The following is a 19134-nucleotide window of genomic DNA, read 5'->3' on the forward strand; positions in this document are numbered from 1 at the left end:
CTTCCGGGACGGTGGATCAGGTGCGGTCCGAGCTGGGAATCCAGGGCCTGGCCCCGGAGGAAAATCCCCCGGATTTATCCGTGGGGATCGTTAATACCGATTCCTCCCCGTGTGGCGGGATTGCCCCGGCAGCATGGCAGGTCGGTCCGGGCGCGGGGAACCCGGACGGCCCGGCCGCCGGGGGCGCCCACCGGCGGCCTCGTTCGACCAGGCAGGCTGGACCGTATGCGCGAACCATGGGTGGTGGGGGTCTCCGGGGCGTCGGGTACGCCGTACGCGGCGGCCGTCATCCGCGGGCTGCTCGACGCCGGCGAGCCGGTGGACCTGATCGTCTCCCGGGCCGCCCGGTTGACCGTCCTCGACGAGACCGGGCGGGGTTTCCGCGACGGCCACTGGGCGGACGACCTGGCGGCCTGGCTCGGGCGCGACCTGACCGGCGACGACGTGCGGCACTGGCCCGCGGGCGACCTCGCCGCCGGCCCCAGCAGCGGCTCCTACCGGGTACGCGGGATGGCGGTCGTCCCGGCCAGCACGGCGGCCTGCGCCGGCATCGCCATCGGGCTCTCGAAGGATCTGCTGCAGCGCGCGGCCGAGGTCAACCTCAAGGAGCGCCGGCCGGTGGTGGTGGTGCCCCGCGAGACGCCGGTGACCCGCAGCCACCTGGAGCACCTGATCGCGCTGCTCGACGCCGGGGCGGTGGTGCTGCCCGCGAGCCCCGGCTTCTACGGCGCCGGGGCCTCCGCCTCGGCCCAGCAACTCGTCGATTTCGTGGCCGGCAAGGTGCTCGACGCGCTGGGCGTGCCGCACACCCTGTTCCGGCGTTGGGCCGGCGAGTTGGGCGCGGGCCGCGCCTGAGCCGTCTGAGTTGGGCGCGGGCCGCGCCTGAGCCGTCTGAGTCGGGCGCGGGCCGCGCCCGAGCCGCCGCGCGTGGGCCGGCTGGTGAACCGCCGCGCGTGGGCCGGCTGGTGAACCGCCGCGCGCGGGCCGGCTGGTCAGTACATTCCGGCGTTGGCCGGGCCGCCGCCGGGCCCCGGGGAGGTGGCCGGACCGGCGTTGCGGGACCTGCCCATGTCGTCCGTCTCCTCCAGCATGCCCTCCCCCTCGAGCAATGCCCGCACCTCGGATTCCCGGAACCGCCGGTGCCCGCCTGGAGTGCGGATGCTGCCTATCCGGCCGGCCGCCGCCCATCTGGTCACGGTCTTCGGGTCAACCCGAAACAGCGCGGCTACCTCACCCGGTGTCAGCAGGCGATCTCCAGTGTCCACAGCCCCCTCCTCGCGTCGACGAAGCCCCCGGCTGAACACACTGCCCCCGGCCGGTGCGAGCCCAGAGCCGTCATGAGGGACGTATGGCAATTACAGCACCAGCGACCTGGCCTGTCCGCCAAACGCGAAAAACGCACTGAGTGGGAAGTTAGTCAATGGTACCGGCGCTGCTCCCTCTGTACACCTCGTCCGGGGACTCTCACCCGCTGTCATGTGCAACGTGAACCGAATGCCGAACGTTACGCGCGAACGACTAGGGTCACAGGACGTGGACGCGATCGACCTGAGCCTCGTGGAGCTGCTGCGTGGCAACGCCCGACTCTCGTACGCCGAGCTGGCCCGCCAGGTCGGCCTGTCGGCCCCGGCGGTGCACGAGCGGGTCGGCAAGCTGGAGTCCAGCGGGGTGATCCGGGCGTACCGGGCGGAGGTGGAGCCCGAGGCGATCGGCCTGGGCGTGACGGCGCTGATCGGCATCGTCGAGGATTCCGGCGGGGACACCGACGACGTGCTGGAGGCGTTCCGGCGGATGCCGGAGATCGAGTCCTGCTACTTCATGGCCGGGGTCGAGTCGTTCCTGCTCAAGGCCCGGGTGGGCACCATCGCCGAGCTGGAGCAGTTGATCGTCAGGCTGAACCGGACGCCGGGGGTGGCCTCCACCCGGACGGGGATCGCCCTGTCGACGAAGTGGGAGAACCGCCCCCAGCCGATCGAGCCGCCGTCCGCCTGACCGGGCCCGTCCCCGCGGCTGGTGGCTTCGTCCCGTCTCCCAGGGATACGGTGCGGCGATGACGAACCCACCGCGGGGTGCGGCCGTGGTCACCGGGGCTGCCGGCGGGCTCGGCGGGGCGATCTCTCAACGTGGTCTCCCTCGCCGGGCTGATCGCGCCGCCCGGCGAGACGGTCTACGCGGCGAGCAAGCACGCGCTGCTCGCGTTCAGCCTCGGCACCCTCGCCGACCTGCGGACGGCCGGCGTGCGCGACGTACACGTCTCGTGCCTGTGCCCGGACGGGGTCTGGACGCCGATGCTGCACGACAAGCTCGACGATGCCGGGGCCGCGGCCTCCTTCACCGGGTCGCTGCTCACGCCGGAGCGGGTGGCCGCACGGGCGGCGCGGCTGGCCCGCCGCCCGCGCCCGGTGGTCAGCCTGCCGCGCTGGCGCGGTGCCCAGGTACGGCTCCTCGACGCCTTCCCCCGCCTCGCCCTCGCCCTCACCCCGGTGGTGCGGGCCGTCGGGCGGGCCGGCCAGCGCCGGCAGGCCCGCCGGGGCCGACCGGACGCGAGTCCTCCTCGCTTGTAACGTTGCCGGCGTGACTTCTCTCGACCGGTGCGACGAGGCCCGCCGCACGTGGGTGACCGAGGCGATCGCCGCCGTCGACGCCGACGCCAACCGGTCCGCCGACACCCACCTGCTGCCGTTCCCGCTGCCCCGGGAGTGGGGGATCGACCTCTACCTCAAGGACGAGTCGGTGCACCCCACCGGGTCGCTCAAGCACCGCCTGGCCCGCTCGCTGTTCCTGTACGGGCTGTGCAACGGCTGGATCGGCCCGGAGACGACGATCGTCGAGGCGTCCTCGGGCTCGACGGCGGTCTCCGAGGCGTACTTCGCCCGGATGCTCGGGCTGCCGTTCATCGCGGTGATGCCCGCGTCCACGTCGCCCGAGAAGATCGCCCAGATCGAGTTCCAGGGCGGGCGCTGCCACCTGGTCGACGACCCGGCCAAGGTGGTGGTCGAGGCCCGCTGGCTGGCCGAGGACACGGGCGGCCGCTTCATGGACCAGTTCACGTACGCCGAGCGGGCCACCGACTGGCGGGGCAACAACAACATCGCCGAGTCGATCTACACGCAGCTCGCGCTGGAGCGGCACCCCGTGCCCGCCTGGATCGTGGTGGGCGCGGGCACCGGCGGCACCAGCGCCACCATCGGCCGGTACACCCGGTACCGCCGGCTGCCGACCAAGCTCTGCGTGGTCGACCCGGAGAACTCGGCGTTCTACCCCGCCTGGCAGGCGGGCGACTGGTCGGTGCGCACCGGCCGGGGCTCCCGGATCGAGGGGATCGGCCGGCCGGGCGTGGAGCCGTCCTTCCTGCCCGCCGTGGTGGACCGGATGGTCCAGGTGCCGGACGCCGCGTCGCTGGCCGCCATGCGGGCCGGCTCCGCCCTGCTGGGTCGGCAGGTCGGCGGCTCCACCGGCACCAACCTCTGGGGGGCGTTCGGCCTCATCGCCGGGATGCTCGCGCAGCGCCGTACCGGCTCGATCGTCACCCTGATCTGCGACCCCGGCGACCGCTACGCCAACACGTACTACGACGACCACTGGGTGGCCGAGCAGGGCCTCGACCTCGCCCCGCACCTGGCCACGATCGACCGCTTCCTCGCCACCGGCGCCTGGCCGGAGTGAAAGGAAGGGCCCCTTCCTAACGCCTGCGGTAGAAGAGGGCGCCCCTCTCACCGGGCGCCCGGGCGCGGCCCGGCGGCAGGGCGGGGAACGGGGGCGGGAGCGTCAGCGCGGATCGACGCGCTCGGCGAGACCGGGGTAGCGGATCACCCAGCCGTCCGGGTCGACGTCCAGGTCGGCGGTGAACGTGTCGCTGGCGAAGCGGATCCGCCCCGGGCCGAGGGCGGTGTAGACCTGCTCGGCGGCGACCACCGCCAGGCTGGGCACCAGCACCCACGCCACGGTGACCCGGCGGGCCGTCTCCGGCGCCGCAGGGACGAGCCCGAGCCGGCGTACCGGCAGGATGTTGAACAGCGGCGAACCGCCGAGGTCGACGTCGACGGCGTCGACCAGTCGGCCCGGGTCGTCGGTGCCGGGCAGCCCGGCCGGGGGGCGCCCGGCCGCCCGCAGCGCCGCGTCCAGGTTGCCCTGCTCCGACGCGGTCACCCGCCACCGCCCGTCGCCCGCCTCCAGCCGTACGCCACGCTGCCAGCCCGCGCCCTCCGCCTCCACCTCCAGCCGGGTGGTGACCCAGTCCGGGCCGGTCGTCAGCTGGTAGCGGCAGGTGTAGGAGACCGGATCGACGGCGAGCGCGACGCCCCGCGCCCGCAGCCCACCGCCCTCGTCGAGCACCGCGTGCTCCGTGCCGGCGGTGTCCGTCCGGGTCCAGAAGATCGACTTCGGCATGGTCGCCATGAACCGGACGTTACGCCGCCGGCCCGTCACCGGCAGCACATGCGGGAACGCCGCCGCGGAGCGCGGGCTCCGCGGCGGCGTTCCGGGTGTCGTGCGGGATCAGTGGGTACGCGCCGGCGGCCGCCCGCCGAACCCGCGCCGGTCCTCGCGCGGCCGGTCGTCCCGGCCGCGCCCCTCCGGGCGGAAGCCGCCCCGCCGGTCCCCCGTGGTACGCGGGTCGCCGCCCCGCTCGGGGAAACGCCGCTCGCCGTGCGGGCGGTCCCCGTAGCGGCGCTCGCCCCGCTCGTCGCGATCGCCGTAGCCCCGCTCGTCGCGGTCGCCGTAGCGGCGCTCGCCGTGCGGGCGGTCCCCGTAGCGCCGTTCGCCCCGCTCGTCGCGGTTCCCGTAGTGCCGCTCGCGGTCGGCGAAGCGGCGCTCGTCGCGATCACCGGAACGGCGGTCGCCCGCCGGCCGGTCGGCGTACCGTCGTTCGCCCCGCCCGTCCCGCTCGGCGAAGCGGCGCGGGCCGGACGGGCGGTCGCCGTGCCGGCGCGGGGCCGGGGGCTCGTCGCGCACGGGGACGCCGCTGGGCTCGCGGGCGCCGGTCAGCTCGGCCAGCGCCGGGTCGCCGGCCCGGACCCGGGTCTGCGCCGGCTCGACGCCGGCCTTCTCCAGCATGGCGAGGGTGGTCCGCCGCTGCTTGGGCAGCACCAGCGTGGCCACCGCGCCGGACTCGCCGGCTCGGGCGGTACGCCCCGCGCGGTGCAGGTAGTCCTTCGGGTCCTTCGGCGGGTCCACGTGCAGCACCAGGGAGACCCCGTCGACGTGGATGCCCCGGGCCGCCACGTCGGTGGCGACCAGCACGCTCATCCGGCCCTCACGGAACTCGGCGAGGGTGCGGGTACGCATCCGCTGGGTCTTGCCGCCGTGCAGCCCGCCGGCCCGTACGCCGACCGCGGCGAGCTGCTGGACCAGCCGGTCCACCCCGAGCTGGGTACGGGCGAAGATCATGGTCCGGCCGGCCCGGGCCGCGATGGACGCCGCCACGGCGAACTTGTCGTGCGGCGGGATCAGCAGCAGGTGGTGGTCCATGGTGGACACCGCGGCGGTCGGCGGTGCGGTCGAGTGGGTGACCGGGTCGGTCATGAACCGCTTGACCAGCGAGTCGACGTCACCGTCCAGCGTGGCCGAGAACAGCAGCCGCTGGGCGTCGGCGGGGGTCTTCGCCAGCAGTTCGGTGACCTCCGGGAGGAAGCCCATGTCGGCCATCTGGTCGGCCTCGTCGAGTACGGTCACCTCGACGTCGTCCAGGTGGCAGACGCCCCGGGCGATGAGGTCGGCCAGTCGTCCCGGCGTCGCCACGACGATCTCCACGCCCCGGTTGAGCGCGTCGATCTGCCGGTCGTACGGCACGCCGCCGACGGCGGTCTTGAGGAACACGCCGACCGCCTTGCCGAGCGGCATGAGCGCGTCGTTGACCTGCATGGCCAGCTCCCGGGTGGGCACCAGCACCAGGGCCTTCGGGCGCAGCGGGCGGGCCCGCCCGCCGTCGGCGACCCGGACGATCACCGGCAGGCCGAAGGCGAGGGTCTTACCGGAGCCGGTCTGCCCCCGGCCGAGGACGTCCCGCCCGGCCAGGGCGTCCGGGACGGTGGCCCGTTGGATCGGGAACGGGGTGGTGATGCCCTGCCGGTCGAGCGCCCGGACCAGCGGCCTGGGCAGCCCGAGCCCGGCGAAGTCGACGTCGGCTTCGGCTTCGGTCGTCACGTCGGCCTCGTCGACCCGGGCCGCCCCGGTCGGGGCGTCCACGGCCCCGTCGGGGGCGGTGTCGGCGCTTCCGCCGGTCGGGGCATCCACGGCCTCGGCGGGGACGGCGTCGGCGCTCTCCCCGGTCGGGGCGTCGAAAACGGACGGGAACGTGCTGGGATCAGCAAAGGTGGTCAAGAAATGCCTTTCGAGCGGGGCGCATCTTCGCGATGGCCTGCCGCAGCTGAACGCCGCCGAATCGCCCGCAAGACCGCCCATGGGCGCGCAACACACGCGCCGGGTCAGTGATCACGACAAGTGTACGGCGGCGCGGCGAACCCGCCACCTGACCGTCGGACGGTAGTGGGCGGGCTCACCTCCGCGTCGGGCCGGCGTCAGCCGTCGATGAGTCCGCCCATCATGCCGTGCATCGCGTCCCCGGCGACGAGCACGACGAGCAGCCCGATCGCGACCAGCAGGATCAGCGACGCCACCAGGACGACCACCACCCTCCGGGTGCTGGACGGGGGCGTGGGCGAGTCCGCCCAGCCCTGCGCCAGGATGTGCCCGGTCAGCGAGCCGGAAGTCTCCGCCGCGCCGCCGGTCGGAAGGGCGACCGTGGCGAACCCGGGCCCGTCCGTGTCGTACGCGGCGTTGGCCAGGTCCACCGACGCCGGGTCCGGCCGGCCGCCGGAACCCCGGGCCGGGGCGTGGACCGGCGAGGCTCCGCCGCTCGGCGGCGTCGACCAGGCGACGGTGGGGGACGCGCCGTACGTCGTGGGCCCGGGGGTGGCCGGGGTCGTGCCGGGGGTGGGGTCGTGCGTGGTGGGCGTGCTGCTGGTCGACCAGGCGACGGTGGGGGATGCGCCGTACGTCGTGGAGCCGGGGGTGGCCGGGGTCGTGCCGGGGGTGGGGTCGTGCGTGGTGGGCGTGCTGCTGGTCGACCAGGCGACGGTGGGGGACGCGCCGTACGTCGTGGAGCCGGGGGTGGCCGGGGTCGTGCCGGGGGTGGGGTCGTGCGCGGTGGGTGTGCTGCTGGTCGACCAGGCGACGGTGGGGGACGCGCCGTACGTCGTGGGCCGCCCGGAGGGGGCCGGGGCCGCGCCCGGGGTGGGGTCGTGCCGGGTGGCCGGGCTGCTGGGCGGCGGCCAGGTGGGCAGCGCGGGCGCCGGAACGACCGGCGCCGGTGAGGTCGGTGCCTGCGCCGACGCGGTCATCGGCGGCGGCGGGAACGGCGGGGCCGGCCTCGGTGCGGGCGGCGGTGGTGCCGGCGGTACCGGCGGCGCGGGCGGCGGGCTGGGCGGACCAGGCACCGGCGGTGGGCTGGGTGGCACGGGACCGGGGCCGGGCGGCGGCAGCGGCCGGGGGCCCGGCGGGTGCGGCCCGGGCAACGGCGGCGTCGGCTCGGGGACTGGCGGCTGCGGCGACGGCGGGACGGGCCCCGGCACGGGTGGCGTGGGCGGTACGGGGCCGGGCACGGGTGGCGTGGGCGGTACGGGGCCGGGCACGGGCGACGGCGGATGCGGCGCCGGGGCGGGCTCCGGTTCCGGGGTGGGCGGCGTGGGCGGCTCGGCGGGCTCCGGGGGCCGGGCCGGCTCCGGGGGCTCGGGGTTCACCGGGGTCGACCGGTACACCTTGGCGCCGCCGGCCACCCGCCCGGCGGCCCCGTCCGCCTCGGGGGTGGAGACGCGCAGGCCCGGTACGGAGGCGCTGGCCCGGGCCGCGCTGGCCGCGCCGGCTCGCTGGCTCGGGACGGCTGGGGCGGCCGCGCCACCGGGTGCCGCTGACCTGGCCGCGTCGGCGGATCCAGCCGGTGTGGACGCCGGGACCGCGTCCGGAGCTGGCGGCTGGGCAGAGTCCGGCGCGCCGGCACGGTACGTGGTGCCACCTCCGCCGATGGCCGGCAGCGCCACCCCTTCCGGTCGTGCGGTGACGGTGGCGACGCTGGCTCGGGCCCGGGCGGCGGTGGCCGGCACGGAGGCGCTCCCGGCCGGCTCGGCCCGGCCGTTCTGGGGCGCCCCGGCGGTCAGCGGACGGTCAGCCGAACCGCCGGCGAGCAGGGCATCGGCCGGGCCGGTCGTACGGTCGGCGGGGCCGGAGTCTGCTGTCCGCAGCGGAACGTCTTGCTTGCCCATGGTCGCCCTCCGTGCCCACGCTCGCCCCTCCGGCCACGGCGTCGGGCCAGAGGTGTCTCCGTGTCACGGTGCCACATCCCCGCCCGGCCGCACAGCCGGAGTGGACGGTTGCGGTCAGCTGGGGCTCGTCGAGGGGTTCGGCGACGGGCTCGGCACGGGGGTGCCGGACGTCCCGGCCGGCGTCGGCGACTGCGACTCCGACTCCGCCGGCGGTTCGCTGGACGACGACGGGCTCGGCGCCGAGGTGGACGGTGCGGTGGTCGGCGACCCGGTGGGCGCGGGCGTCGCGGTCGTCGGCCGTGGGACCGGCCTCGTGGGCAGACTCGGCTTCGCGGGAACGCTGGCGCTCGGGCTCGGCTGCGGCGGCTTCGTCGTCGTCGGCGAGGGGGTCGGCGTGGCCGGGGCGGGCACCGCCCCGACGACCCGGGTGGCGGCGTACATCCGGGACCAGGCGACCTGGGAGATCTTCACCCGCTGGCCGGTCGTGGGCGCCTGCACCATCTTGCCGCCGCCGATGTACATCCCCATGTGGTAGATGGTCGTCCAGCTGCTGCCCGAGGCGAAGAAGATCAGGTCGCCGGGGAGCATGGCGTCCCGGCTAACGGTGCGGGCGCGGGTGGCGTAGTACTGGTCGCGGGAGACCCGGGGCAGCCCGTAGTAGCCCGCCGACCGGTACGCCGCGTACACCAGACCGGAGCAGTCGAAGGTGTCCGGCCCCTCGGCGGCCCACTCGTACCAGTCGCCGAGCTGGGCCAGGGCGTAGCGGACCGCGGCCAGGGCGGTGGGGTGCGCGACGAGGCCGTTGGCGCTCTGGCCCTGGACGTACGACTCGCCGAGCCGCTGCTCCGCCGCCTCCTGCTGGCGCTCCAGCTCGATCAGCTGCTCGGCGTTGTCCCGGCGCAGCTTGACCAGCTTCGCCTCCTGCTCGTGGAGCGACTTCTCCACGGCGGCGTACTGCTCCCGGACGGTGCGTACCCGGGTGTCGGCGGCCGTCCACGCCTGGTTCGCGATCTGCTCGGCGGCGCGGGCCCGGCTCAGCTCGCCGGCGGCGGCGGTGGTGGCCCCGTCGGCCTGCTCGCCCCGGCTGAGCTGCTGGAGCATGCTGAGGCTGTGCAGGTCCCGGGCGAACTCGCCGGGCGGCAGGGCAGCGGCGGCCTTCAGCGCGGCGGCCGCGGCGGCGTCGGCGCCCTCCTGCGCCCGGGCCAGGTTGTCGCGGGCGGTCTTCAGGTCACGGTCGGCGGTGGCGAGCTGGGCCTCCGCCTCGGTGCGTTGCTGGCGCAGCCCGAGCAACTGGTCGCCGAGGAGCCCGACCTGGGCCTCGGCGCTCGCGATGGCCATGGCGAGCGGGCCGTTGCCCAGCGGCGACACGGGGGCTCCGGGGCCGGGGGTGCCGGTCAGCCCGCCCGGACCGTTCGCGCCGGGCAGCTGCACGCCGCCGACGGCCACCGGGCGGGACCCGGTGTCGGGCACGACGTTGGGCAGCGGCGGTTCGGCGTACGCGGGGGCGGCGATCGCCGCGGCGGCGACCGCGCTGAGCAGGGCGGACCAGAGCGCCGGCCGCAGCACCGGGGAGATCAGCGGCCGCCACCGTCGTTGCCGTCGTCGTCCCTGCCCGCTCTGCGCCATTCCGCTCCCCGTCCGGCGTGGTCCAGCCGCGCCACTGCCGCGCGGCGCGTCGCGGCGCCGACGAGATGCGGGCCGCCCCACCTGTCTTACCGCACCAAGGCAACGATGTCGATGCGCGGAGGGTAACGACCGGCTGAGAGTACCGGTGAAGTACGTCGCTGCGGCCGACCGGTCGGTGGGCCTGTCGGCGATCCGACGTACGCTCGACCCGGACCACAGGTGGAAGGGACGTGGCTTTCGATGGACGCCGGACTCAAGCGCGAACTCGAGGCGAAGGTGTACGCGGGGGAGCGGCTGACGCGCGAGGACGGGATCGCCCTCTACTCCAGCGACGACCTGACCTGGTTGGGCCGGCTGGCCCACCACCGGCGCACCGAGCTGAACGGCGACCGGGTGATGTTCAACGTCAACCGGCACCTGAACCTGACGAACGTCTGCTCGGCGTCGTGCGCGTACTGCTCCTTCCAGCGGAAGCCGGGCGAGAAGGACGCCTACACGATGCGTATCGACGAGGCCGTCCGCAAGGCGAAGGAGATGGAGGACGAGCAGCTCACGGAGCTGCACATCGTCAACGGCCTGCACCCGACCCTGCCCTGGCGCTACTACCCGAAGGTGCTGCGCGAGCTGAAGGCGGCGCTGCCGAACGTCAAGCTCAAGGCGTTCACCGCGACCGAGGTGCAGTGGTTCGAGAAGATCAGCGGCCTGCCCGCCGACGCGATCCTCGACGAGTTGATGGACGCAGGGCTCGAGTCGCTCACCGGCGGCGGCGCGGAGATCTTCGACTGGGAGGTCCGCCAGCACATCGTCGACCACGCCTGCCACTGGGAGGACTGGTCGCGCATCCACCGGCTGGCCCACGCCAAGGGCATGAAGACCCCGTCGACCATGCTCTACGGCCACATCGAGGAGCCCCGGCACCGGGTCGACCACGTGCTGCGGCTGCGCGAGCTGCAGGACGAGACCGGCGGGTTCGTGGTCTTCATCCCGCTGCGCTACCAGCACGACTTCGTGGACTCGGCGGACGGCAAGATCCGCAACCGGATCCAGGCCCGGACGACGATGGCCTCGCCGGCCGAGTCGCTGAAGACGTTCGCGGTCTCCCGGCTGCTGTTCGACAACGTCCCGCACGTGAAGTGCTTCTGGGTGATGCACGGCCTGTCGGTGGCCCAGCTCTCGCTGAACTTCGGCGTGGACGACCTGGACGGTTCCGTCGTGGAATACAAGATCACCCACGACGCCGACTCGTACGGCACCCCGAACACCATGCACCGGGACGACCTGCTGCACCTGATCTGGGACGCCGGCTTCCGGCCGGTGGAGCGCAACACCCGCTACGAGGTCGTCCGGGAGTACGACGCCGCCCCGTCGCCGGCGGAGCGGCGCGCCGAGCCGCAGCAGGTCTGGGCCTGAGCCGGCCCGACGACATGAGCGGGACGGATCAGCGCAGCCAGAGCGGGTTTCCCCGGCGGGACGCCGATGGGCGGGTCGTCGCGTTCGGCGACCTGCTCGGGGTGAGCCTCGCCGGCCTGGTCATCGGGCTGCTCGCCCTGCTGGTGCTCGACTGGGGCTTCGCCACGGTCGGGGCGGGCGAGTTCGGCCGGGCCAACGGCTGGCTGGCGATCATCCTGCCCGCGTGGCTGTTCTGGGAGGACTTCCGGGCCTGGGAGTTCGGCGCCGCCCGGGTCGTGGCCGCGGTGGCGGCCGCCGTGCTCGCCGTGGTCGGCGGGCTGCTGGTGGCCGACCTGGTCGCCGGGCTGCCGTCGCTGCTCTCCGGCGGGCTCGCGGCCGCGGCGTTCACCCTGGTGTACGCGGCGGTCTGGTTTCATGGCGTGCACTGGCTGGCCGGCCGGACGGGCTGAACGACGGGGCCAGGCACGCCCGCCGGCTGAACCATCCGCCCGGGCGGTCCCGGCGGGGAACGGAGAGGGAACGTGAGCGCGGCGGTCAAGTACACGCTGGGTCGGATCGGGCTGTTCGCGGTGATCATCGCGGCGCTCTGGCCGGTCGAGCTGGACATCTTCCTGAAGCTGATGCTGGCGCTGGTGTTCTCCGCCGCCCTCTCGTTCTTCCTGCTCCGCGGCTGGCGGGACGAGATGGCCGAGGAGATGGCCGGGGCGGCCGAGCGGCGCCGTGCCGAGAAGGAGCGGCTGCGCTCCGCGCTGGCCGGCGAGGACGAACAGCCGGGCCAGCGGCCGGCCGACGACGAGCGGTGACCGTGGCGCCGCCGCGGGCGGCGGCGCCACGATCGACCTTCGGGGCGACTACCAGTTGGTGGAGCCGGGGATCTGCGGCCACGGCCGGTTGTCCGGCTTGATCAGGTACGCGATGCCACCCGACCCGCCGGCGACGGTGCCGTTGGCCCGGTAGCGCTTGGTGCGCAGCCAGATCTGCTCGAACTGTTCGCGCTTGTAGACGTTGCGGACCTCGGCGTTCGAGGAGGACGCCGGGTCGTTGACGATCACGTCACCGTCGGCGGTGAAGCCGACGATCACGAAGAGGTGGCCGGAGGTGCCGTAGTTCGACCCGTCGAGCTCCTCGGCGAGGAACGACTGCGAGGTGATCACCGGGATGCCGGCCTTGATGAAGCGCTCGACCTCGTCCAGCGAGTGCAGGCGGGTGACCCGGGCGTCGATGCCGGGGAAGGTCGCCGCGTACGCGGTGTTGAAGGGCCAGTTGCCGGCGCCCTCGTACTCGCTGTCCCAGGTCATCCGGGCGGCGTGGGCGACCTGCGGATCGGTGTAGCCGGGGGTGATCCAGGACATCTCGCCGGCGGACGGCAGCTTGCCGTAGTACTCCAGCACCATCGTGGTCGACGTCGGGCTGCACCAGACCTGGCCGCCGCCGCCCCACTCCGGGTACTTGCCGCGGTGGATCATCTGGGAGCGCGGCGGCACGGGCAGCTCGGTGCCCCACGCGATCCCGCCCTGGCTCGGCGTGACGGTGAACCGGTCGGGCACGTTCGAGCTCATCGCGCCGAGCATCCAGACCCGGGGCGACGCGGCCTGACCGGGCTTGCGGTACAGGCTGAGCCGCAGCTGGTACGACCGCAGCAGCACCCCGGCGTCGGCGTCGTCGATGGAGAACGTGTCCGTCCAGATGGTCGACCAGGGGTCGCCCTGGCCGTCCAGGGTGGCCCGCTTGATGTCCTGGTCGCCGGAGGCCCAGCGACCCATCACGTACCACGGGGTCTGGTTGCCCGTGTTGTAGGTGCCCTGGAGCTCGACCTGGAGCCAGGTGCCGGCCGGGGTGTCGGCGTTCCAGGACGCGACCAGCTCCGTCGCGTCGAAGCCGACCTGCGTCTCGGGCGAGGTCCAGGTGGCGTACTCCCAGGTCCCGGTGGCGCCGCTGTGCTCGTCGGTGAACTCGGTGGTGCCGGCGGGCCGGTCGATGGTGATCCCCGTGCGGTGACCGGGGAGGGCCTGGGTGCCGAGGTGCTCCCCGGAGTGCCAGTCGGGGTACGCGGACCACTCCTGGAAGGTGATCTGTTCGTCGTGCGCCACGACCGGCAGGTTGTTGTCGGCGTGGGCCGGCACGGACGTGCCGGCGAGGGTGAGCGCGGCGACGCCGGCGAGGGCGACCGCGCGCAGAGATCTCATGGCCATGGCAGCTCCCCGGGGAAACGGCATCATTGCTGGTCACTATCCCGCTCGGCGGGAAGTTTCGCCAGATGCTTCCGGACGGAAAATGATTGCCGGCGGGAGGATCGGGTCGGGATGGATTGCACAATGAAAGATGTTGATATGACCATGTGACGGGTGGTGAAGTGTTCATCACGAAACGGGATCTCCCCGTGCCCAGAGGAGGTTGTCCATGGGCTTCCCCGCCCCCGTCCGCCTGCGTCGCGCGCTGGTGCTCGCCGCCGCCGCCGGCCTGGGTCTCGTCACTGTGGCCACCGGGCCGGTCTCCGCGCGGCCCGCCCCCGAGCCCGCCACCGACTCGGCTTCCGCCCCGTACCGGGTGCTCGGCCCGCGTACCCTGGCCGACCGCAACGCGGTCGCCCGCACCGGTGCCGCCATCGACTACGTCGAGCACGGCAAGCTGCATGTCACGGCCACCGGCGCCGAGGCGGCGGCGATCACCCGGCTCGGCTTCAAGCTGGAGAAGGAGGCCCTGCCGGCCCCCGGCGACGTCGGCACGTACGGCTTCCCGTCCGCCGACTCCAACTACCACGACTACGCCGAGCTGACCGCCGCGGTGAACAAGGTGGTCACCGACCACCCGGCCATCGCCCGCAAGTCCAGCATCGGCCGGTCGTACGAGGGCCGCGACCTGATGGCCGTGAAGATCTCCGACAACGTCGGCACCGACGAGAACGAGCCGGAGATCCTGTTCAACTCCCAGCAGCACGCCCGCGAGCACCTGACCGTCGAGATGGCGATCTACCTGCTCAACCTCTTCACCGACAACTACGGCACCGACACCCGGATCACCAACATCGTCAACACCCGGGAGATCTGGATCGTCCCCACGGTCAACCCGGACGGCAGCGAGTACGACATCGCCACCGGCTCGTACCGGTCCTGGCGGAAGAACCGGCAGCCCAACAGCGGCTCGTCGTACGTCGGCACCGACCTCAACCGCAACTGGGGCTACAACTGGGGCTGCTGCGGCGGCTCGTCCGGCTCCACGTCGTCGGAGACCTACCGCGGCCCGTTCGCCTTCTCCGCGCCGGAGACCCAGGCGCTGCGCAACTTCGTCAACAGCCGGGTCGTCGGCGGGGTGCAGCAGATCAAGGCCAACATCGACTTCCACACGTACTCGGAGCTGGTGCTCTGGCCGTTCGGCTACACCACGGCGAACACGCCCACCGGAATGACGCTGGACCAGTACAACACCTTCGCCACGCTCGGCCAGCGGTTGGCGGCCACCAACGGCTACACCCCCGAGCAGTCCAGCGACCTCTACATCACCGACGGCGACAGCCTCGACTGGATGTGGGGGGTGCACAAGGTCTGGGCGTACACCTTCGAGATGTACCCCAGCTCGTCCTTCGGCGGCGGCTTCTACCCGCCCGACGAGGTGATCTCGCGGGAGACCGCCCGTAACCGGGAGGCGGTGCTGCTGCTCTCCGAGTACGCCGACTGCCCGTACCGGGTCATCAACAAGCAGACCCAGTACTGCTGACCGGACGCCGGTGGGGCCCGGCCCGCGCTGACGCGGGACGGGCCCCACGTCGGCGAGGTGCGGCCGGGGGGTGCGCTACCGTGGCAGCGACCAGCCCGCAGCGAAGCCGGTGCGAACCCGGCGCTGTCCCGCAACTGTGATGCCCCAGCGGCGTCCGCCCTGCCCGGGGCGGGCGCGGGCGTCGGCCCGCGAGGGCCGGCCCCGACCCAGGCGTCGGCCGAGCGGCCGGCGCCGACGTGTGTGGGGACGAGCCAGGCCGCCTGCGGCGCGGTCGCGACACGCGCCTTCGAGGAAGGGCGCCTCGCGGACGGGCGCCCGGCGACGCGGCTCCTGTCGGCGAAGCACCAGGCTCCTCGACCGACAGGAGGACAAGTGTTCCGACGTACCCCCCGGCTGTTCGCCGCGACCCTCGCGGTGGCCGCGCTCGCGCTCGGCGCCTGTGCGGAGAAGGGCTCCGACGCTCCCGCCCCCGGCGCCAGCTCGGCCGGCGCCGCCTTCCCGGCCACCGTCGGCAACCTGACGCTGGAGAAGCGCCCGGAGAAGATCGTCTCGCTCTCGCCGTCCGCGACCGAGATGCTCTTCGCCATCGGCGCCGGCAAGCAGGTCACCGCCGCGGACGACAACTCGAACTACCCGCCGGAGGCGCCGAAGAGCGACCTGTCCGGCTTCCAGCCGAACGCCGAGGCGATCGCCGCCAAGAGCCCCGACCTGGTGGTGCTCTCCAACGACACCAACAAGATCGTCGGCCAGCTCACCACGCTGAAGATCCCGGTGCTGCTCACCCCGGCCGCGGCCACGCTGGAGGACACCTACCGGCAGATCACCGACCTGGGCACGCTCACCGGCCACCCGACCGAGGCGGCCGACGTCACCGCGCGGATGAAGGACGAGATCGCCAAGCTGACGAAGGACCTGCCGCAGCGGTCGAAGAAGCTGACCTACTACCACGAGCTCGGCCCCGAGCTGTACAGCGTGACCAGCAAGACGTTCATCGGTTCGATCTACGCCCTCGCCGGCCTGCAGAACATCGCCGACCCGTCGGACGCCGACGGCAAGAACGGCGGCTACCCGCAGCTGTCCCAGGAGGTCATCGTCAAGGCCAACCCCGACTTCGTCTTCCTGGCCGACACCAAGTGCTGCCAGCAGTCCGCGGAGACGGTGAAGGCGCGGAGCGGCTGGGCCGGCATCGCGGCGGTCAAGAACAACCAGGTGGTCGCCCTCGACGACGACATCGCCTCGCGTTGGGGCCCGCGCGTCGTCGAGCTGCTGCGGGCCGTCGTCGACGCCGTCGCGAAGGTGCCGGCGTGACCCTAGCCAAGGGGCTCGGCGTGACCCTCGCCAAGGGGCTCGGCGTGACCCTCGCCAAGGGGCTCGGCGTGACCCTCGCCAAGGGACGCTGACACCGGTGTCGAAGACGGATACCGCGGACGCCCCCGCGGGCCGGCCGGCTGGGCTCCGGCCCGGCTGGCTGGCCGTGGGGGTGGTCGCGGTGCTGGTCGCGCTGGTCGCCGGCGTGTCGCTCGGGCCGGTCAGCCTGCCGCCCGGCAGCGTCGCCGCCGAACTGCTCAACCTGCTGCCCGGCGTACGGCTGGAGAGCGGGCTGACCGAGCGCGAGATCGCCATCGTCACCGAGCTGCGACTGCCTCGGGTGGTGCTGGGACTGCTCGTCGGCGGGCTGCTCGCCCTGGCCGGCGGCTGCTACCAGGGCGTGTTCCGCAACCCGCTGGCCGACCCGTACCTGCTCGGGGTGGCGGCCGGGGCCGGGCTCGCGGTCACCGCCGTCATCTCCCTCGGCACCGGGGCGGGCGGCGCGCTGAGCGGGCTGCCGCTGACCATCCCGCTGGCCGCGTTCGCCGGCTCGCTCGGGGCGGTCGCCATGACGTACCTGCTCGGGGCGGCCGGCGGGCGGGGTCGCTCCCCGGCCACCCTGATCCTGGCGGGGGTGGCCGTCTCCGCGTTCCTCTCCGCCGGCCAGACGTACCTGCTCCAGCGCAACTCCGACAGCATCCAGCAGGTCTACTCCTGGCTGCTCGGCCGGCTCGCCACCGCCGGCTGGCAGGACGTCCGGCTGGTCCTGCCGTACTTCCTGCTCACCGCCCTGGTGGTACTGCTGCACCGGCGCGAGCTGGACGTGCTCTCCGTCGGCGACGACGAGGCGGCCAGCCTCGGCCTGCACCCGCAGCGGTCCCGGTACCTGCTGATCGCCGCCGCCTCGCTCGGCACCGCCGCGGCCGTCTCCGCGTCCGGGCTGATCGGCTTCGTCGGCATCATCGTCCCGCACACCGTGCGGCTGCTCGCCGGCGCCAGCTACCGGGTGATCCTGCCGCTGTCCATGCTGTTCGGCGGGGCGTTCCTGGCGCTGACCGACGTGGTCGCCCGGACCGCCGCCGCCCCCGCCGAAGTCCCGATCGGCGTGGTCACCGCGCTGCTCGGCGGCCCGTTCTTCGTCCTGGTCCTGCGCACCGCCCGGCGGGTGCTGACATGACCGGGTCGCCCGCCGTCGAGGTGCGGGACCTGCACGTCAGCCTGGACCGGACGCCGATCCTGTTCGGCGTCGACCTGACCGTCGCCGCGGGCGAGTGGGTCGCCGTGATCGGCCCCAACGGCGCCGGCAAGTCGACCCTGCTGCGCGCCGTCGGCGGCCTGCTGCCCGCGCCGGGCGCCATCTCCCTGTTCGGTACGCCGGCCGAGGCGCTGCGCCGCCGCGACCGGGCCCGGGTCGTGGCCACCGTCGCCCAGTCCCCGGTCGTCCCCGCCGGCATGTCGGTGTTCGACTACGTCCTGCTCGGCCGGACCCCGTACGTCCCGCCGCTCGGGCGCGAGTCCGCCGCCGACCTGGCCGCCGCGCGTGAGGTGCTGGACCGGCTGGACCTGGACGGCTTCGCGCGCCGGGAGCTGGCCACCCTGTCCGGGGGCGAACGGCAGCGGGTGTTCCTGGCCCGGGCGCTCGCCCAGGGCGCCACCCTGCTGCTGCTCGACGAGCCGACGAGCGCGCTGGACATCGGCCACCAGCAGGAGGTGCTGGAGCTGGTCGACCAGCTGCGCCGCGAGCACGGCCTCACCGTGCTCGCCACCATGCACGACCTCTCCCTCGCCGGCGAGTACGCCGACCGGATGGTCCTGCTCGCCGCCGGTCGGGTCGTCGCGGCCGGCCCGCCGCGCGACGTGCTCACCGAGGAGCTGCTGAGCAGGCACTACCGCGCCTCCGTCCGGGTCCTTCCCGGCGAGCACGGCCCGCTCGTCGTCCCGGTCCGCCCCCGGTGATCGGTCCTCAGCCGGGGAGCGCGATGACCGAGAACAGGGCGCCCCGCGGGTCGCGCAGCGCGGCGACGCGGCCCTGGGAGGTGTCGCGGGGCGGGACGAGGACGGTCCCGCCCAGCTCGGCCGCCCGGGTGGCGGTGGCGTCCGCGTCGGCCACCGCGAAGTACACCGCCCAGTACGCCGGCAGGTCGTCCGGGAAGTCGTCGGCCAACAGCGGCGGCATCATCCCGGCGACGATCCGCTCGCCCAGCCGCCATGCCGTGTACGTCACCGGCTCCGCCGACTGCTCCTCCGGGTGCCAGCCGAAGACCAGCTCGTAGAAGACCTTCGCGCCCTCCGGGTCCGGTGTGATCAGTTCGTTCCAGCTCATCGCCCCGGGCACGTTGAACACCTCGGCCCCCCGGTGGGCCATCGGCTGCCAGACGCTGAACACCGCGCCGGCCGGGTCGGCGAACACGGCCATCCGCCCCTGGTCGAAGACGTCGAACGGGGCCACCAGCACCTGCCCGCCGGCCTCCGCCACCCGGGTGCTGACCAGGCCGGCGTCGTCGGTCGCCACGTACGTCGACCAGATCGGCACCTGGTCCGGCGTGGCGGGTGGTCCGGCGCCGGCCACCGCCCGCCCGTCCCTCAGGAACGTGGTGTAGCCGGCGGCCTCCGGCTGCGGCGCGACCCGGTCGGTCCAGCCGAACAGCTCCGGGTAGAAGCGCCGCGCGCCCGCCAGGTCGGGCGTGGCCAGGTCGGTCCAGCACGGCGTACCCGACGGGACGCTGCTCACGGATGACCCCCCTCGGCAGGTGGCGACCCGGGAGGGACGCCCTGCCGGCATCCTGGCACCGCCGCCCGCCCGGCCGGGGCGGATTCG

Annotated in this window: 17 protein-coding genes and 1 pseudogene; 11 read left to right on the forward strand and 7 right to left on the reverse strand. The window is 74.0% G+C overall.

All coding sequences use genetic code 11. The features are described 5' to 3' along the window. The first annotated feature begins 225 nt into the window (after positions 1 to 225). Positions 226 to 855 (forward strand): UbiX family flavin prenyltransferase, encoded by a 630-nt coding sequence (locus tag ACGFIZ_RS24390; protein ID WP_347666615.1) that lies wholly within the window; start codon positions 226 to 228, stop codon positions 853 to 855. Positions 856 to 992: 137 nt separating this feature from the next. Here ACGFIZ_RS24390 and ACGFIZ_RS24395 read toward each other — a convergent pair whose 3' ends face one another. Next, complete coding sequence (locus ACGFIZ_RS24395) at positions 993 to 1265, reverse strand: BldC family transcriptional regulator (RefSeq protein ID WP_347666616.1); 273 nt, start codon at positions 1263 to 1265, stop codon at positions 993 to 995. A gap of 268 nt (positions 1266 to 1533) precedes the next feature. On the opposite strand from ACGFIZ_RS24395, the gene ACGFIZ_RS24400 reads away from it, so the two are divergent. The 3 genes from ACGFIZ_RS24400 (at position 1534) to ACGFIZ_RS24410 (ending at position 3666) form a co-directional block, all read left to right on the forward strand. After that, positions 1534 to 1992: an Lrp/AsnC family transcriptional regulator gene (locus ACGFIZ_RS24400; protein ID WP_347666617.1), complete on the forward strand. Its 459-nt coding sequence runs from the start codon at positions 1534 to 1536 to the stop codon at positions 1990 to 1992. Between the two features lie 77 nt (positions 1993 to 2069). Continuing rightward, positions 2070 to 2564, forward strand: coding sequence for an SDR family NAD(P)-dependent oxidoreductase (locus ACGFIZ_RS24405; protein WP_393422814.1), 495 nt, complete (start codon positions 2070 to 2072; stop codon positions 2562 to 2564). Positions 2565 to 2574: 10 nt separating this feature from the next. After that, the gene (locus ACGFIZ_RS24410) at positions 2575 to 3666 is read left to right on the forward strand and encodes a PLP-dependent cysteine synthase family protein (RefSeq protein ID WP_393422816.1); all 1092 of its coding nucleotides are present in this window, start codon (positions 2575 to 2577) and stop codon (positions 3664 to 3666) included. 102 nt (positions 3667 to 3768) lie between these two features. On the opposite strand, the gene ACGFIZ_RS24415 is transcribed toward ACGFIZ_RS24410, so the two are convergent. From ACGFIZ_RS24415 to ACGFIZ_RS24430, 4 genes are all read right to left on the reverse strand, one after another. Then, positions 3769 to 4389 (reverse strand): putative glycolipid-binding domain-containing protein, encoded by a 621-nt coding sequence (locus ACGFIZ_RS24415; protein ID WP_393422922.1) that lies wholly within the window; start codon positions 4387 to 4389, stop codon positions 3769 to 3771. A 108-nt stretch (positions 4390 to 4497) separates the two neighbouring features. After that, positions 4498 to 6144, reverse strand: a complete 1647-nt coding sequence (locus ACGFIZ_RS24420) for a DEAD/DEAH box helicase (RefSeq protein WP_393422924.1) — start codon at positions 6142 to 6144, stop codon at positions 4498 to 4500. Positions 6145 to 6518: 374 nt separating this feature from the next. Continuing rightward, positions 6519 to 8258, reverse strand: coding sequence for a hypothetical protein (locus tag ACGFIZ_RS24425; RefSeq protein ID WP_393422818.1), 1740 nt, complete (start codon positions 8256 to 8258; stop codon positions 6519 to 6521). 114 nt (positions 8259 to 8372) lie between these two features. Next, positions 8373 to 9884 (reverse strand): NlpC/P60 family protein, encoded by a 1512-nt coding sequence (locus tag ACGFIZ_RS24430; RefSeq protein WP_393422820.1) that lies wholly within the window; start codon positions 9882 to 9884, stop codon positions 8373 to 8375. Positions 9885 to 10124: 240 nt separating this feature from the next. Here ACGFIZ_RS24430 and mqnE point away from each other — a divergent pair, with 240 nt between their 5' ends. The 3 genes from mqnE to ACGFIZ_RS24445 all read left to right on the forward strand — a co-directional run bounded on the left by mqnE (position 10125) and on the right by ACGFIZ_RS24445 (position 12097). Then, positions 10125 to 11294, forward strand: a complete 1170-nt coding sequence (mqnE, locus tag ACGFIZ_RS24435; RefSeq protein ID WP_347666623.1) for an aminofutalosine synthase MqnE — start codon at positions 10125 to 10127, stop codon at positions 11292 to 11294. Positions 11295 to 11308: 14 nt separating this feature from the next. Next, positions 11309 to 11743: a hypothetical protein gene (locus ACGFIZ_RS24440; protein WP_393422822.1), complete on the forward strand. Its 435-nt coding sequence runs from the start codon at positions 11309 to 11311 to the stop codon at positions 11741 to 11743. A 72-nt stretch (positions 11744 to 11815) separates the two neighbouring features. Further along, a complete protein-coding gene (locus tag ACGFIZ_RS24445; RefSeq protein ID WP_393422824.1) occupies positions 11816 to 12097 on the forward strand; it encodes a DUF4229 domain-containing protein in 282 nt (93 codons plus the stop codon). Between the two features lie 48 nt (positions 12098 to 12145). Here the strand turns inward: ACGFIZ_RS24445 and ACGFIZ_RS24450 are convergent, their stop codons facing one another. Further along, positions 12146 to 13486 carry a C39 family peptidase gene (locus tag ACGFIZ_RS24450; protein WP_393422826.1) on the reverse strand — a complete coding sequence of 447 codons (1341 nt, stop codon included), beginning with the start codon at positions 13484 to 13486 and terminating at the stop codon, positions 12146 to 12148. Between the two features lie 208 nt (positions 13487 to 13694). Here ACGFIZ_RS24450 and ACGFIZ_RS24455 point away from each other — a divergent pair. The 4 genes and pseudogenes from ACGFIZ_RS24455 to ACGFIZ_RS24470 all read left to right on the forward strand — a co-directional run. Further along, a pseudogene (locus ACGFIZ_RS24455) lies at positions 13695 to 15005 on the forward strand (M14 family metallopeptidase); the annotation flags it as partial. A 375-nt stretch (positions 15006 to 15380) separates the two neighbouring features. Next, entirely contained in the window at positions 15381 to 16316 is a 936-nt protein-coding gene (locus ACGFIZ_RS24460; protein ID WP_393422828.1) for an ABC transporter substrate-binding protein, read from the forward strand. 88 nt (positions 16317 to 16404) lie between these two features. Continuing rightward, complete coding sequence (locus ACGFIZ_RS24465; protein ID WP_393422926.1) at positions 16405 to 17493, forward strand: FecCD family ABC transporter permease; 1089 nt, start codon at positions 16405 to 16407, stop codon at positions 17491 to 17493. Beyond that, entirely contained in the window at positions 17490 to 18272 is a 783-nt protein-coding gene (locus tag ACGFIZ_RS24470; RefSeq protein ID WP_393422830.1) for an ABC transporter ATP-binding protein, read from the forward strand. Before ACGFIZ_RS24465 ends, ACGFIZ_RS24470 begins: the two co-directional genes overlap by 4 nt. Positions 18273 to 18279: 7 nt before the next feature. Here the strand turns inward: ACGFIZ_RS24470 and ACGFIZ_RS24475 are convergent, their stop codons facing one another. Then, the gene (locus ACGFIZ_RS24475; protein WP_393422832.1) at positions 18280 to 19047 is read right to left on the reverse strand and encodes a VOC family protein; all 768 of its coding nucleotides are present in this window, start codon (positions 19045 to 19047) and stop codon (positions 18280 to 18282) included. Positions 19048 to 19134 lie beyond the last annotated feature (87 nt).

Origin of the sequence: Micromonospora sp. NPDC048830, from assembly GCF_043198215.1 — a bacterium.
In the GTDB taxonomy this organism is placed as follows: Bacteria; Actinomycetota; Actinomycetes; order Mycobacteriales; family Micromonosporaceae; genus Micromonospora.